The organism is Myxococcales bacterium, assembly GCA_012517325.1.
Lineage (GTDB): Bacteria > Lernaellota > Lernaellaia > Lernaellales > Lernaellaceae > JAAYVF01.
The window spans coordinates 22,579-38,314 of sequence record JAAYVF010000008.1 but is presented as its reverse complement, the minus strand read 5'-3'; the positions used below and the strand labels follow the sequence as shown (position 1 = coordinate 38,314).

The following is a 15,736-nucleotide window of genomic DNA, read 5'->3' as shown; positions in this document are numbered from 1 at the left end:
CGGCTCCTTATCCGGCGATGAATGCGGCCAGCGCCGCTTCGTAGTTTTCGAAACGATAGTAAGCCTCGTACTCGCGGCGCGCGTTGGCGGCGCGGACGTCGAGTTCCGGCGCCAGGCGCGTCAGGGCGGCCGGCAGCTCGTCCAGCCGCTCCAGGCAGAGGCCGGCGCCGGGCGCTTCGATCGCCGCGCGCAAGCTGGGGTAGCGATTGGTCACGACCGGCAAGCCGAACCGCAGGTAGGAGGCGATTTTGCCCGACGAGCGCCCCACCGTTCGCATGTTGAGCGACAGGTCGCGGTACCACGCCAGGCCCGCGTCGGCCGCCGCCAGGACGCGGTCGACGTCCGCCAGATCGGCGTACGGTTCGGCGGCGATGAACACGTTGTTCAGGCGGCGGTCGGCGATCAGCCGCCGGAGTTTTTCCAGGTATTCCGGCTGCGCGTAGCCCTGAAAATAAAGGGCCCAATCCGGCAGCGCCGCGAACTGCTCGGCCGTTTCCAGGCAGGAAAAGAACGCGTTGATGCCGCCCAGGTGCAAGGCGATCCGCTGCCGGCTGCCAAGGCTCAGTTTTTCACGCAGCCAAGGCGATTTGGCGGCGACCGCCGGGCCGCGGCAGGTCACCGGCAGGTGAAAAACCGGCACGTCGTCCGGCAACCCGTAGTCGGCGCGGAACAGCTTTTCCTTTTCGTCCGACTGGATGATCAAACCGGAGATCGCGCCGCTGTTCCGGCGTTCGGCCGCGCGAATGCGGCGCGGATAATACAGGCCGGAATGGTCGCCGTTCAGGTACAACTCGAGGCTGTAATAAAGCGGCCGGGCGGCCGGAAAAAGCTGCCGGCAGAGCACGAAGCCGTGCGGCTCGAAAGCGACGAATCGGTCGTAGGAGCGGCGGCGGGCCGTCAGCCGTTCGCGGAGATATCGCCCGATGTGGCGGAAGCCCAGGTCGAAGACGCGGATGTTTTTCTTTCGCAAAAGGGGAATGTCGGTCAGGGCGACGTTGAACAGGTAGCAATCCACCTGGTAACGGTCGGAAACGAAATCGAGAAAGTTGACGATCGACGGGCTGTTGCCGAGCGAATAATGCGCGATGAAAACGGCCAGCCGGTTCATCATGCGACCCACCGGCGACCGGTGGGACAAGGCGCGGCGCCGTCACCCCGCACGCGCGACCCCCATTGCGTTCCAGGTCGTTTCGTCCGGGTCGTGGTCGAAGTCGGGAAACGCGCCGAGGCGCTGCAGGGCAAAGCCGGCATGATCCAGAAACTGCGCCAGTTCCAGCGGAAAGAAAAAGCGCATTTCGTGATCTTCCTCGGCTTCCTGAACCAGGTGATCGCGATCGATCAGCCAGAGGCGATAACGGACCAGGCAGGTGTGCCGGTTGATGTTCAGTTCGCCGTGAGTGGCGCGCCAGATGTTGCCGTCGGGCGTCTCGACTTTTTTCATCCGCATGGTCGGTTTCTGGTGCAGCACCGCCGGGCCGTGCCAGACGTCGAACAGCAACAGGCCGCCGGGCGCGAGGTGGCGGCGAGCCGTCGCCAGCGTGGCGGCGACCTCGGCGTTGTCGATCTGGTAGCCGAGCACCGCAAAGAGGATCAGCACGGCCTCGAACTGGCCGATCGCCCCCATCTGCCGGATGTCGCCTTCTTGAAAACGCAGCCGTTTGTGCCCGGTGGATTGTTCCGCCTTGGCCTTCGCGCGCGCCAGCATGCCGGCTGAAATGTCCACGCCGGTGACGTTGTAATGGCGCTCGGCCAGCGGGATCGCATGGTTGCCGGTGCCGCAGCCCAGATCGAGGACGCGCTTGATCGGCGTGGTGCCGTAATCGCGGAAGAGGCGTTCGATCAAGTCGCATTCGGCGGCGTAATCCTTGTCGCGGTACACCAGATCGTAGGCGTCGGCATAGAACGGACCAAAGACGGTACTCATGGCAACACCTCGCGCACGGCCGCGCCGACGCGGTCGAGTTGTTCGTCGGTGAGCGCCAACCCCGAGGGCAGATAGAGCCCCTGCCGCGCGATCCGTTCGGCCACGGGATAGCGCTCGCCGGCGAACCAGCCGCGCCGTTGCAGCGCCGGTTGTTCGTGCAAGCCGAGAAAGAAAGGCCGGGTTTCGACTTCCTTCGCCCGCAGCCGCCGCGCCAGTTCGCCGGCGTCCAGGCCGGCGTCCGGGGCGACCACCAGGCCGTACATCCAGTAGACGTTGCGCGCCCAGGGCTCCTCGACCGGCAGTTGCAGTTGCGGCAGACCCCGCAGCCGCTGCGTGTAAGCCGCGCCCTGGCGGCGTTTGCGCGCGACGATCTCGTCGATCCGCTCGACCTGCGCCAGGCCGAGCGCGGCCTGCAGGTTGGTCAGCCGGAAATTGAAGCCCAGTTCCTCGTGTAAAAAGCGGCGGGGCCCCTGAAAACAAAGGTTGCGCCGCCGGCGCAGCTTTTCGGCCAGGGCGGGATCGTCGGTCAGTACCATGCCGCCCTCGCCGGTGGTGACCAGCTTGTTGGCGTAAAAACTGAAGGCGCTCAAGTCGCCGAACCCGCCGCAACGCCGCCAATCGCCGCCGATCCGGCATTGGGCGCCGTGGGCCTCGGCCGCGTCCTCGACGATCGCCAGGCCGTGCCGCCGGGCCAGCGCCGTCAGCGGTTCCATGTTCACCGGATGGCCGTAAAGGTGAACCGGCATGATCGCCCGCGTGCGCGGGGTGAGTTTCGCCTCGACCTGCGCCACGTCCAGGCACCAGGTGCGAGGATCGGCGTCGACCAGCACCGGCACGCAGCCGTTGTAGACGGCGGCCAGCGCGCAGGAAATGATCGTGAAGGTCGGCATGATGATTTCGTCGCCGGGTTGCAAATCGAGGGCCGAGACCGCCAGTTGCAGGGCGACGGTGCCGTTGGCGACCGCGACGCCGTGGGCCCGGCCGCAATAGGCGGCCCAGGCGGCTTCGAATTCCTCGATGAACCGCCCGGCCGAGGAAATCCAGCCGGTGCGGACGCATTCGGTCACGTACGCCAGCTCCCGCTCGCCCAGCGACGGTTCGTTGACCGGGATCATCAAAACCGTTCCTTCTCTTCCAGGCCGGTGTAGGGGCCCTGTTTGATTTCGAGCAGCACGGTCGGTTCCAGCATGCGGAAGCCGTGGCCGCCGCCGACCATGAGCATCACGTCTCCGGGCAGCAGCTCGCGCGTGGCGACCAGTTCGCGGGCGTCATTGTAAACATCGATTAGGCAGCGGCCGGATTTGACCACCAGCACCTCGGAGGTGCCGACCAGATGGCGTTCGAGATCCCGGTGCACGTGGCGGGCGATTTCGCCGCCGGCCGGGTAAACGACATAGCCCACCTGTTGCTTGAATTCCGGCGGCGTCAGAAAGGTGGTCCGGTCGGGCAGCAGGGCGGCCTTGATGATGTAGGCCAACGGTTTGCCGTCCCAGGTGATGTGTTCGACGTATTCCATGGTTGCCGCATCTCCCGCGAAAGGCCGTATCAAAAAATTACGGAAAAACGATCCGTCCCCGCCGATCATCGTACCCAGGCCGACACGGCTTGCGCAATAGGCCTGCCGCCCTTTTCGCGCCGTCGGGTTCACTCGGAAAGCAGGTAAGTGTCTTGCCGGATGTGGCGATAAAGGGCCGGTCGCAGCCAAGCGCGCGCCTGGTGCAGCCCCCGGCCCAGCCAATAGCGGCCGGCCGCACGGGCCGCTACGTTGCGCGGGCGCCAGACCGCCAGGCCGAGGCCGAGGTAGAGCAGGGCAAATAGCGGCAGGCGGAAGCGCGCGGGGCGGGCACGGATTTGGCTGTAGGAGTCGCTCAACCCTTGCTGAAAGCGCCGGCGGCAAAAATATTCCGGTTGCAACCGCGCGGCGGGAATCCGATGAACCAGCGCCGCTCGCGGCTCGTAGACGATCCGGTAGCCCAGTTCGTACACGGCTTGTTGCAGTCCGTTTTCGCCGTCGCCCCGTTGCCAGAGATCGCGTCCCTCGCCCATGGCGTCGGGGTGGAAGCCGCCCGCCTCGAACAAGACGTCCCGGCGAATCGCCAGGTTGCAGCCGAAGGCGATCCGCGGCCAGGACAACGCGAGCGGCGCCGCGCCCAAGTCCAGCAGGCTGAGGTTGTCGGGCGATAACTCCTGGACGAAGGACGGCGGCGGCTGCTCGTAGCCGGGCGTCACCTTGCCGCCGACCACCGCCGTGAGCGGATCGGCGAACGGCGCCAGCAAGGCCGCCAGCCAGCCGTCCGGCGTGTCGACGTCGTCGTCGACATAAACCAGCAAGGCGCCCCGCGCCTGCCGCGCGCCCGCGTGGCGGGCCTGATGCAGACCGGGACGATTTTCGGCGAGGTAGCGAATCGGCCAGGAAGCGCCGGCCCGCGCCGCTTCGACCCGCTGCCGGACGGCGTCGTTCGGCCGGTTGTCCACCACGATGATTTCGCCGCCGCCCGCGGGCTCAGCCTGCCGGTCGAGGGTTTCCAGCGTGCGGGCCAGCGAGGCGGCGCGGTCGCAGGTGGGAACGATGACCGAAACGGCCAGCGACGGTTCGGCGGCGCGCGGTGCGATCCGCGTCCAGTACAGCGTGTCCCGCCGGCGCCCGCCCTCGATCTGGCGCGGCGCGACCTGTTCGCGCACGGCCCGCCGCACGCCCTCGGCCCAGCCGTAATCGTGAAAAACGATCCAACCGCCGGGTTTCATTTTCGGCAGCCAGACCGCGAGGTCGGCGGCGACGCCCGCGTAGGAATGATCGCCGTCCACGAAAAGCAGATCGACGGCCGGCGCGAAGGAAGCGGCGACGGCGACCGATTCGCCGCGGTGCGGTTGGATCCACGCGGCGAGCGGCGCGGTGTTGGCGCTGAATTCGGCGAAGGTGTCGCGCTCGCCCTCGGTCATCGCCCGGTTGGTCCAGGTGTCGACGGCATGAACCCGGCCGTCGCTTTCGCGCGCGCCCGCCGCCAGACAGGTCGTGCTTGCGCCCAGGTAGCTGCCGATCTCCACCACGACGGCGCCGGACGGCAAGGCGCGAGCAAGGGCAAAAAGGACTTCCTGCTCGGCCGGTGTCAGGTGGGTGGCGATTCGTTTCACGCCCAAGCGGGCCAATGACCGGCGGCACGAGTCGAATCGTCCGGCGCCCATCATTTCAGCGGACCTCGTGAATTTCCATTTGCACGTTCAGCGCGGCGACGCCGTCTTCCTTGGTCAACAGGTAGCCGGTGCGGTAGATGTCCGCCGGGTGCAGGTGGAAGCCGATCGCGTTCTCGACGCAATCCTCCAAGGCCTGCGGGTGCGAACCGAGGGAAACGGTCGCCAGGTACGCGCCGGGGGTGAACTGCCGAGCCGGCATCCGAAAACTGACGACGCCGCGCGGCGGCAACTGGTAGGGCGGCGGCGCGCCCATATAGGAATTGAAACCGCCGACGCGCACGCCCTCGAAGGTGCGGAAGTGAAAGCCGATCCCGGCGAGGCGGACGACGGGGGAATCGTATTCGATGTCCAGCACGATGTCCTCGTCCTGGGAAAAGTCCTCGGCCGGCGAACCGTCGGGGCGGCGGCAACGGACGGCGCGCAGGATTTTTTTCATGCCCGGCAGGCGGTTCGGATGGTCGGTCAGGTCGACCTCGGCCTCGCGCGCCGCCAGGCCGTGCGACAGGTAGCGTTCGATGGCCTGGCTGATTTCGCCTTCGTAGCGCAATTGCCCGTCGTGCAGCCAGAGGGCGCGCGGCGTCAGTTCGCGGATCAGGCCGAGGTTGTGGCTGACGAACAGCACGGTCCGCCCGCCGCCGGCCGCGTCGCTCATTTTGCCCAGGCATTTTTTCTGGAAGGCCGCGTCGCCGACGGCGAGCACCTCGTCGACCAGCAGGATCTCGGGCTCCAGGTGCGCCGCCACCGCGAAGGCCAGGCGGACGTACATGCCGCTGGAATAGCGTTTGACCGGCGTGTCGAGAAATTTCTCGATTTCAGAAAAGGCGACGATTTCGTCGAACTTCGCCTTGATCTCGGCGCGGGTCATGCCGAGCAGCGCGCCGTTCAGGTAGATGTTTTCGCGGCCGGTCAACTCGGGGTGGAACCCGGTGCCCACTTCCAGCAGCGAACCGACGCGCCCGCGGATTTCGGCGCGCCCCGCCGTCGGCGCGGTGATTCGCGCCAGAATTTTCAGCAGCGTGCTCTTGCCCGCGCCGTTGCGGCCGATGATGCCGAGCACCTCACCGCGCTGTACCGCGAACGAGACGTCGCGCAGCGCCCAGAACGGCGCCGGTTCCGGGGCCGCGGTCGCCGAGCCGCCGAGCCGCCGGGCCAGTTCGGCCAGCGAGTCGCGCAAGGTGCCGTAACCGCCCGTCGTCGCGCCGAGCCGGTAGCGCTTGCCCAGGCCCGTGACGCGAATGGCGAAGTCGTCGTTCATCGGTTACACCACGTCGGCGAATTCGTTTTCCATCCGCCGGAAGTAATAGGCGCCGCCGATCAGCAGACCGAGGCCGACCAGCGTCGAGACGATCATCATGCCGGTCGCCGGAAACGGCTTGCCCAGCAGCGCCCAGCGGAAACCCTCGACCACCGCGACCAACGGGTTGAGCCCGTAGAGCAGGCGCAGCGACGGCGGCACCAGGCTGCTGGGATACACCACCGGGGTGACGAAGAGCCAGACCTGGATCAGGAACGGGATCGCGAACTGCACGTCGCGGTACTTGACGTTGACGGCGGCCAGCCACAGCGCGCAGCCCAGGGCGGTCAGAAACGCCAGCAGAACGAACGCGGGCAACCAGCACACGCGCGCGGTCGGGTGAACGCCGTAGGCGGCCAGCAGCACGAGCAAGAAGAGCATCGCGATGAACAAATCGAGCAGGGCGGCGATCGCCGAACCGGCCGGCAACAGCAGCCGCGGAAAGTAGACCTTCTGCACCAGGCCGGCGTTCGTCACCAGGCTGGTGCTGCCGAATTGCAGCGCCGTGGCGAAGTAGGTCCAGGGCAAAAGGCCGACGAAGGAAAAGACCGGATAGGGCACCCCTTCCGAGGGCAGGCCGGCCAGTTTGCCGAAAAAGAGGGTGAAGACGATCATCGAAACCAGGGGTTGCAACACGGCCCAGGCGACGCCGATGGCCGTCTGCTTGTATTTGACCTGAATGTCGCGCAGCGTCAGGTAGTACAGCAGGTCGCGATACGACCACAGTTCCGCCGGATCGACCGGCACGAACCGTGAAGGCGGCGCGATGACGGTGAGCCGGGCGGGCGGCGCGTTGTCGGTTCTTCCGGCTACGGACGGCTCCAGCGAAAATCCTCCCCTCACGATGGTGATTTTTCATTTTAGGAAATGCGGCGGTCCGGGACAATCCACCGGCCGCCGGTCGACGCGGCGCGTGGATTTATCTGGCTTTGGCGAGGTCGCGTTTCGCCAGCAGGATTTCCCGCGCCGGCGCCCGCAGATTGTAGTGCGAGCTCATCGAATGGCCGTAGGCGCCGACGGTGGCGATCAGCAGAACGTCGCCTTCCTTGGCGGCGTGAATGCTGCGCTCGTGACCCAGCACGTCGCCCGATTCGCAGATCGGCCCGACGATATTGGCCTTGACGCGCTTGGTCTTGCCCAGCGCCGTCAGGTTGACGATCTCGTGATAGGCCCCGTAAAGCGCCGGCCGGATCAGCGAATTCATGCCGGTTTCGATACCGATGTAATGGACGCCGTTTTTCTGCTTGGTTTGCGTGGTGCGGGCCAGCAGCACGCCGGAATGCGCCACCAGGTACCGCCCAGGTTCGAGCCAGATTTCGATCTGCGGATACGCGGCCTTCACCTGCGCGAGGTTGGCGTTGACCTTTTGCAGGTCGAGCGCCAGTTGCCCCGGCTTTTCGACGACGCCCAGGCCGCCGCCCACGTCGAGGGTGCGGACGGTCGGGATGCGCTCGGCGATCGCCGCCAGGAAGGACGCGGTTTCGCGCCAGTTGTCGGGCGTCAGAATGCCGCTGCCGGTGTGGGCATGCAGTCCGGTGATCCGCACGCCCAGTTTTTTGATCAGGGCCAACAGGGCGTCGACCTGTTCGGGGATGATGCCGAATTTGGAATGGCTGCCCGCCGTCTTGACGTGGTGGTGATGGCCGCGGCCGATGCCCGGATCGAGGCGCACGAAAATTTCGCGGCCGCGAAACACCTCCGGCCATTGCTGCAAGGGGAACAGATTGTCGAGGGTGACCAGCACCCCTTGCTGCAGCGCGGTTTCGTATTCGCGGCGCGGCGCGAAGTTGGGGGTGAACAGGATGCGCCGGCGGTCCAGTTCGGGAAACAGGTCGAGCAGCAATTCGACCTCGCCCGGCGAAACGCACTCGAAGCCCAGGCCGGCCTGGTGAAAGAAGCGCAGAATCGGCGGAAACGGGTTGGCCTTGATCGAGTAGAAAATCCGCGCCACGGCGGTCAGGCGCTGCAACTGCTCGACGGCCGCCGCCAGGGTTTCCTCGTCGTAGACGTAAAGCGGCGATTCCGCCGCCGCCTGGGCCAGCAATTCGTCGCGCCGCTCGCGCCACCAGGGTTTGGGCGCCGGCGCTTTGCGCTGCGTGTCTTCCTCGAAGAGGTCGTTCCACGACGGTCCGTAGAGGCTCTCGTTGCGCGAGTGCTCGAAGAGCTGCTGGTGCAGCACGTCAACCAGTCGTTGCGTCTGATTTTCGTCGACCACGAAGGTCAGGTTCAGGTCGTTGGCCGCCTGGCTGACGAGGTGGATGCGCGCCTCGCCCAGCGCCTCGAAAATCGGGCCGAGCTGGTTGAGGATCGTGCGGATCCGGCGGCCGATCAGGCTGACCGACGCGCAGGGGCCGATCTTGCGCACCGCGCAGAAAACCTCGAGGTCGCGGACCAGCGCCTGCAGGGCGTCGGGGTGGAGCGCGTTGGCCACGTTGTCCAGCGACACGGTGACGTTGGTTTCCGACGTGGACACCAGGTCGACCGAAATGCCGTGCCGCTTGAAGACCGCGAACACATCGGCCAGAAAACCCACCTGCCGCCACATCCCCAGCGATTCCATCGAAATCAGCGTGATCTGGTACTTGGAGGAAATCCCCTTGACCTGCGCGCTGGGCATCGCGACGTCGGACGTGATGACCGTGCCCTCGACCGACGGCTGCGAGGTGCAGTAGATGTGCAGCGGAATGTTGGCCTCGCGGACGGGCGGCAGGCAGCGCGGGTGCAGCACCTTCGCGCCCATCGAGGTGATCTCCTGCGCTTCCTCGTAATCGAGTCGTTTGAGCAGGCGCGCGGTCGGCACCTCGCGCGGATTGGCGGTGAAGATGCCGTGGACGTCGGTCCAGATTTCGCAGCGCTCGGCGCCCAGCTTGGCGGCGAAATAGGCGGCCGAAGTGTCGGATCCGCCGCGGCCCAGCAGGACGGTCTCGCCGCCGGCGTCCCGGGCGATGAACCCTTGCGTCAGCACGACCGGCGTGCCGTAGGCGGCGAATTGCTCGCGCAGCAGCGGATCGTCGGTGTGACAACAGGTGGCGGAAAGGAAGTGCTGCCGGATGCCCTGGTGTTCCTTGGTTTCGGCGACCAGGGATTGGCGGGCGTCGTGCCAGGTGGTGGCCAGGCCCTGCAGGTTGAGGTAGGCGGCGCCGAGCCGGGTGGCCATCAACTCGCCGTAAGCCATCACCCGGGCGTGCAGCCGCGGGCTGACTTCCTCCACCAGAGCGGCTCCCTGCACCAGGCGGGACAACTCCAGAAACGAATTCTGCAGCAGCGTCTCGCCGTCCAACCCCAACTCGCGGGCCAGCGCCAGGTGCTTGTCGCGCAAAGCGTCGAAAATCCCGGACGAATCGCCGCCGGCCGCTTCCTCGAGCAATTTTTCCAGGCTGTTGGAGACGCCGGCGAGGGCGGAGCAGACCACCAACACCCGCGGCCCCGCCGCCAACCGTGACTGAACGATGCCGGCGATGGTCCGCCAATTCTCGACCGTGGAAACGCTGGTGCCGCCGAACTTGATCACCACCCAGCGGAGATCCTGGCTCATGATGGTCCCGTTCCTTCCTTTTCTCGGATGCCGAATTTTCGTTTTTTTCGTTCAGGTTGCCGGGTGAAAAATCACGTTGATTTAAGTTGCGACCTATACCCGCTTGAGTCCGGAGGGTCAACGTTTTTTTCGGCGGGGCGAAACTTTTTTCCCCGTTCGTCTACCGTTCGATGGCGAAGCCGGCGAAAGCCCGCCGGCAGCGCTCCAGTTCGTCCGGAGTTTGCCAGCGTTCGATCGCCAGGCGGGTCGGCCGGTCGATGAGCACGGCTTTGCGCGTCCAGGTCGGATTGTAGGGCAACAGATCGACCCGGCGGACGCCGCAGTCGTCCAGAAAACGGGCGATCGCCGCCAGGTTTTCGTCGGTGTCGGTGAGGCCGGGCACCAGCGGTACGCGCGGCAGCAGCCGGAAGAAGCCGGTGCGCGCGACGACCGCCAGGCGGCGGAAATTATCCAGGATTCTCCCGTTGGGCGCGCCGCAGAATTCGCGGTGTTGGCCGTCATCCATCAGTTTCAAATCGAAATAGATCGCATCCAGCCAGGGCAAAAGGTTTTCCTGGAAACGGGTGAAGTCAAATAAACCGCCAGTTTCAAGCAACGTCCGAATGCCCAGTTGCTTCGCCCCGCGCAGCAGCTTGGCGGCGTAGTCCGGGTAGAGCGTCGGTTCGCCGCCCGACAGCGTCAGGCCGCCGCCGGAATTGCGGAAGAACGGGAGGTAGCGCTTCAACTCGGCGAGGATTTCCGCCGGGGGCCGGTAGCGGCCCAGCCGCCGCAGCGCCTCAGTGGGGCAGACCGCCGCGCAGCGGAAATCGCGCCGGCAGCGGTCGCGGTCGACGGCGCCCGGCCGGATCGCGCCGTGCGGGCAGGCCGCCGCGCAGGCGCCGCAGTTGACGCAGGCGGCCGGATCCACCGCCAGCTCGGCTTCCGGCGATTTGCTTTCCGGATTGTGACACCAGGCGCAATCGAGCGGGCAGCCCTTGAAAAACACCGTCGAGCGGATGCCCGGGCCGTCGTCCAGCGAGTTGTGCTTGACGTCGAGGATCAGCGGTTCGGCGGCGAAGTCCGCGGGCATCAAGAGATCCCGTACTCGGCGCGCTGGATCAGCTCGAGTTGCAGGTCGCGATTGAGCGTCACGAAATAGGCGTTGTAGCCGGAGATGCGGACCAGCAGGTTCCGGTAGTCCTCCGGGTGCGCCATCGCGTCGCGCAGGATCGCCGAGGTGACGACGTTGAACTGCATCTGCATGCCGCCGAGTTCGAAATAGGTCTTCACGTAATGCCGGATGTTATCCACCGCCTGGGCGTGCGTGTCGCGCGGGCCCGGCACGATTTTGACGTTGAAGGCGATGTTGTTGTTCATCTGTTCCGGCCGCAGCGCCGCCACGTCGCGGATCGGATCGAGCAGGTTTTCGGAAGCGTTCGGCACGGGCGTCAGCCCCGGCGTGAAGGGCTTGCCGGCGAGCCGGCCCGAGGGCAGGGCGCCGCTCAGGCAGCCGAAAGCGACGTGGTTGGACATCGACCAGAACCCTGCCGTGTACCGGCCGCCGCGGTAGTTCGCCTGAGCGGCGAAGGCGTCGTGCGTCAGCCGGGTGACGCGATCGGCCATGGCCAGCGCCTCCGGATCGCCCGAGCCGAATTTCGGCGCCTTTTTCAACGCCAGCGCCCGCCAGGCCGGCGCGCCGGCGAAGTTGTCGTCCACGGCGCGTCGCAGTTCGGCGAGCGACACCTTCCGGGCGTCGTACACCAGCGTCTTGATCGCCAGCAACGAATCGGTGACGTCCGCCAGGCCGATGCAGGCGGCGCCCGAGGTGTTGTAGCGCGCGCCGCCGCGCGAGGCGTCGCGGCCGGATTGGCGGCAGCCGTCGAGCAACGACGACAAAAGCGGCGTCGGGCGGACCTCGCCGTGCACCGTGCCCAGCAAATTGTTGTATTCGCAGGCCTGATCGATGAGAAAACGATACTGCTCGGCGAAGGCGGCGAAGAAACGATCGAACGTCGCGAAGGTGGCGTTGTCCGCCGGGCCGGTTTTCGGTCCGAGATCCCAGTTCATCAGCGGGTGGCGGCCGTTGTGCAGCGCCATTTCCAGCGCCGCCACCATGTTCATCATCATGCAGTTGGTGTGGCCCATGTGCCGGCCCGCCAGCGTCGGCTCGACGCAGCCGGTGGCCGACCAGTCGCGCAAATGCTCGGGCGGATAGTCGAACTCCGCCAAGGAGGCCATGACGGCGCGGTCGTTGTGCAGCGAGGGCGTCGCGGCCGTCAGGTAATTGACCTCGCACAACCGCCGCAGGTAATCGTCGGAGTTGATCCCCGGGTGAAAACGGGCGTTTACGTTGGGGTCGCGGATGTTGAGCAGCTCCGTGACCTTCAGGAAGACATAAGTCATGTCGTTCACGCCGTTCGCGCCCGCGGGCGTCACGCCGCCCAGGGTGATCGCCTGGTCGGATGAACTGCCGCCGAAGAGGAAATTGCCGATGTCCGGCACCAGGGGCAGGTGATCGGTGCAGCGCAGGTAGAAACAGCCGACCAGCTCGATGGCCCGGCGGATGTAGGCGCGCCGCGCCTCCGGATCGGCGATCGCTTTCAGATCGGCCGCGAAAAACGGTTGCAGCCATTGATCGAGCCGGCCCAACGAAAGGCCGGCGTTGGTGTTCTCCTGATGCAGCGCGAGCCACATCGTCCAGATCGCCTGCAGCGCCTCGTGCAGGGTGCGGGCCGGTTGGCGCGGCACGCGCGCGGTGATGGCGGCCAGCGCGAGCAACTCCGACCGGCGGGGGCCGTCAGGCTCCGCGGCCGCTTCCGCGGCCACCTGGCGCGCCAGGTTGTCAGCGTAATCGTTGACGCCGGCCAGCACGGTCGCCATCGCCTCCAGCAGGTGGCATTTTTCCTCGCCCGCCGGTCCGGCGACGACCGGCTCGGCTTCGATTTCGGCGATCATCCCCTCGGTACCCAGGCGCAGCAGCCGCGGAAAATCGGGGATGGTGTGCGAGACGGCGACGGTCTTCCAGAGGAAAAAGACGGCGAAGCGCTCGTCCATCTGCTGGCAGAGCGGCGCGTGGTAGCGGCGGCGGACGATTTCGCGGACGTTGCGCTTTTCCCAATAAGGGAAAACGTCCTCGTGCAGGACGCGCCGGGTTTCCTGGCTGATATCGTAGGGATTCAACGGCCGGTACGGCGCCGACAGCAGTTCGCCCCAGATCATCGTGCCGTGCGTGTCCGGATAAAGCACCACGCCGATTTCCTTGGCGGTCGTCGTGCCGGCGAGCAGATCGTCGGCGCGCAGCCGCGGCGTTTTGTGGGCCATGAAAAAGCGGAACGCGGCGGCCTGTCGCAGCACCGGAACCCACGGCCGGCCTTGCGCGTCGGTTTCAAAGCCGTTTTCCCGGAACCATTGCGTCAGCAAAACCGCGCGTTCGGCGCAGATTTCCGGTTTTTGCGTGAAGTGGAGGTTGAGAAATTTTCGCAGGCGCGGGAAGTCGTCGAGGGAATATTCCGCCAGGTAGGGATCGTCGAGATGGCGCACGGCGTCCGTCGGTTTGCCCGGCAGGCGTTCGCGGCGCCGCGCGGCCAGCTTGGCCGAACCCTCGCGATCGGCCGGGCGGTCGTCGCCGTCAGGCTGGGCGGCCGCCTGTCGCGCCGCCATCCGGCGGTGCTTTTTCTCCAGCAAAACCGAGAGGAGAAAATTGAACTTGCTCATCGTCGCCAGGTTGCCGCGAATCGACAGCTCGTTGCGCAACAGCAGGTTCATCACCTCGTTGGGCGGCAACCGGAGCATTTTTCGGATGACCGACTTGTCGCGAAAGCACAATTCGGTATCCGCGTCCGGCGGCGCGTCGCCGAGCACCTGGACGCGGCCGTCGCGGAAGCGCAAGCCGGCGCGGATCGTCCCGTCCAGCGTGCGGAAGCCGACGGTGAAATCCATCCACCCGTCGCGGCTTTTGAGGTACCGGCGGAGGCGCGGCCGCCACCCGTAATTGGCGGCGAACAGATGCAGCAACAGCGGCACCAGCCAATTTCGTCCGGTTCGCGCGGGCATGACGGACCTCGCTTTCAAACCGTAGTGTAACAAAAATCCGCCCGGTGGCGATGCCGCGGCGGACCGGGAGACGAAAGGCCATTCCATATTCTGTCCCTCGGTATATTTTGACACCGAGTGCCTAATGCATTATATATTACGATTTTGTTCAAGACGGCTTGGCCGTTGTCGACCCGCGTCCCGCCATTCGGGTTCGGGGTCGCCAAGGGCTGAAAACAGGGACGGAGCAGCGATTCATGAAAAATCGGCCGGATATTCACCAGGTCGCGCCGCCGGCCGGCACGGCTCATGATCCCCAAGATTTGTCGTTTTCACCGGTGTCTATTTACACTCAGTGTCTAGAGAATTATACTCAGGAAATGCTGAATCATAGCTCCCTGCGCGAACGGAAAAAGGCCAAAGTCCGCGACTCCTTGATCCAGGTGTCGATGAAACTGTTCATCGAAAAGGGATTCGAGGAAACGACGGTCGACGAGATCGCCGAGGCCGCCGAGGTTTCGCGCCGTTCCTTCTTCCGTTATTTTCCTTCCAAGGATTTGGTCGTTTTTCCGCATCAAGAAATCTACCTGGAATATTTTCGCCGGTTGCTGGCCGAAAATCGCGGTCAGGAAACGGCGATGGACGCGATCCGCCGCGCCACCATGACCATGGCCGAGCAATACCACGCGGCGCGGGAAGATCACCTGATTCAACAGCGCATCATCCAGAAATCGCCGACCTTGATCGCGCGCGGCGACAAGATGGACGAGGACTGGGAAGCGATCATCGCCGCGGAACTGATCACGCGGGGCGGCGATTCCGGAATGACCGATCGCCGGGCGCGGTTCCTGGCCGGGGCGATCATGGGATTGTTCAAGGTCATCCTGCGCGAATGGTACCAAAGCGATTGTCGCAGCGACCTGAAGCGGATGGGCGAGGAAGCGATGTCCATCATGGAATTCGGTATGCGCGGGGACGAACCCCAACCGCCGGCCGCCGTCCCGCGCGCCGCGGAAACCGCCGGCGCCCGCGGCCGCGCGGGCAAGCGGAAAAGATAAGGCGGTTTTCGCCGCCGGCTTCTCAATTCATTTGCCGACAGCTCCCGCGACGCGTTGTTTACAGCGCGCCGTGGCGCACGATTTCACCCTCGGCCAGGTAGATGACGTCCTCGGCGATGTTCGTGGCATGGTCGGCGATGCGTTCCAAATGGCTCGCCGCCAGCAACACCTGGATGTAGCATTCGAGCCGCGCCGGATTCCGGCGCATGGCCTCGTACATCAGCCGGTTGATCTCGTGGCGGATGGCGTCGACTTCCTTGTCGCATTCGAGGACGCCGCGGGCGGTGGGCGAATCCAGATGAACCAGCGAATCGAGACTGCGCTTGAGCATGCTTTGCGTCTTGTCGGCCATCAGCGGCAGGTTGGTCGGCGGCGCGATGCGTTCCGGTTGTTGGGCGAGAAAGCGGGTTCGCTGGGCGATGCTGACCGCCAGGTCGCCGATGCGTTCCAGGTCGTTGTTGATCTTGAGAATGGCGATGATGAAGCGCAGATCGATCGCGACCGGCTGGTAGAGCGCCAGAACCTTCAAGCACTCCTCCTCGAGATCGACTTCCCGATGATTGATTTCCTCGTCGTCCCGCACGATTTTTTCGGCCAGTCCGGCGTCCAGCGACATCAGGGCCTGCACCGCCAGGTGCACGCGTTCCTCGACGATGGCGCCCAGTTCGAGAATGCCGGTTTTGAGTTTCTCGATTTGCTTGGAAAGCAGCTTTGCCATGGGT

General features: G+C 65.4%; 12 protein-coding genes. 1 reads left to right on the top strand and 11 read right to left on the bottom strand.

Annotated features, from left to right (window positions below; genetic code table 11):
- Nucleotides 1-7: 7 nt before the first annotated feature.
- The 10 genes from GX444_01600 to GX444_01555 all read right to left on the bottom strand — a co-directional run bounded on the left by GX444_01600 (nt 8) and on the right by GX444_01555 (nt 13,977).
- Entirely contained in the window at nt 8-1,111 is a 1,104-nt protein-coding gene (locus tag GX444_01600) for a glycosyltransferase family 4 protein (GenBank protein NLH47278.1), read from the bottom strand.
- A 39-nt stretch (nt 1,112-1,150) separates the two neighbouring features.
- Nucleotides 1,151-1,924, bottom strand: a complete 774-nt coding sequence (locus tag GX444_01595; protein ID NLH47277.1) for a class I SAM-dependent methyltransferase — start codon at nt 1,922-1,924, stop codon at nt 1,151-1,153.
- Nucleotides 1,921-3,039: a DegT/DnrJ/EryC1/StrS family aminotransferase gene (locus GX444_01590; protein NLH47276.1), complete on the bottom strand. Its 1,119-nt coding sequence runs from the start codon at nt 3,037-3,039 to the stop codon at nt 1,921-1,923. Before GX444_01590 ends, GX444_01595 begins: the two co-directional genes overlap by 4 nt.
- Nucleotides 3,039-3,440 carry a hypothetical protein gene (locus GX444_01585; GenBank protein ID NLH47275.1) on the bottom strand — a complete coding sequence of 134 codons (402 nt, stop codon included), beginning with the start codon at nt 3,438-3,440 and terminating at the stop codon, nt 3,039-3,041. Before GX444_01585 ends, GX444_01590 begins: the two co-directional genes overlap by 1 nt.
- A 128-nt stretch (nt 3,441-3,568) precedes the next feature.
- The gene (locus GX444_01580) at nt 3,569-5,110 is read right to left on the bottom strand and encodes a glycosyltransferase (GenBank protein NLH47274.1); all 1,542 of its coding nucleotides are present in this window, start codon (nt 5,108-5,110) and stop codon (nt 3,569-3,571) included.
- Between the two features lies 1 nt (nt 5,111).
- Nucleotides 5,112-6,371, bottom strand: a complete 1,260-nt coding sequence (locus tag GX444_01575; protein ID NLH47273.1) for an ABC transporter ATP-binding protein — start codon at nt 6,369-6,371, stop codon at nt 5,112-5,114.
- A 3-nt stretch (nt 6,372-6,374) separates the two neighbouring features.
- On the bottom strand, nt 6,375-7,235 hold the full coding sequence (locus GX444_01570) for an ABC transporter permease (GenBank protein ID NLH47272.1): 861 nt from the start codon (nt 7,233-7,235) through the stop codon (nt 6,375-6,377).
- Nucleotides 7,236-7,329: 94 nt separating this feature from the next.
- Nucleotides 7,330-9,945: a bifunctional aspartate kinase/diaminopimelate decarboxylase gene (locus GX444_01565; protein ID NLH47271.1), complete on the bottom strand. Its 2,616-nt coding sequence runs from the start codon at nt 9,943-9,945 to the stop codon at nt 7,330-7,332.
- Nucleotides 9,946-10,105: 160 nt separating this feature from the next.
- Nucleotides 10,106-11,014, bottom strand: a complete 909-nt coding sequence (locus GX444_01560; GenBank protein ID NLH47270.1) for a glycyl-radical enzyme activating protein — start codon at nt 11,012-11,014, stop codon at nt 10,106-10,108.
- Nucleotides 11,014-13,977 (bottom strand): formate acetyltransferase, encoded by a 2,964-nt coding sequence (locus tag GX444_01555; protein NLH47269.1) that lies wholly within the window; start codon nt 13,975-13,977, stop codon nt 11,014-11,016. Before GX444_01555 ends, GX444_01560 begins: the two co-directional genes overlap by 1 nt.
- Before the next feature lie 359 nt (nt 13,978-14,336).
- Here GX444_01555 and GX444_01550 point away from each other — a divergent pair, with 359 nt between their 5' ends.
- Nucleotides 14,337-15,014 carry a TetR family transcriptional regulator gene (locus GX444_01550; GenBank protein ID NLH47268.1) on the top strand — a complete coding sequence of 226 codons (678 nt, stop codon included), beginning with the start codon at nt 14,337-14,339 and terminating at the stop codon, nt 15,012-15,014.
- 58 nt (nt 15,015-15,072) lie between these two features.
- Here the strand turns inward: GX444_01550 and phoU are convergent, their stop codons facing one another.
- A complete protein-coding gene (gene phoU / locus GX444_01545) occupies nt 15,073-15,732 on the bottom strand; it encodes a phosphate signaling complex protein PhoU (GenBank protein NLH47267.1) in 660 nt (219 codons plus the stop codon).
- Nucleotides 15,733-15,736: the final 4 nt, after the last annotated feature.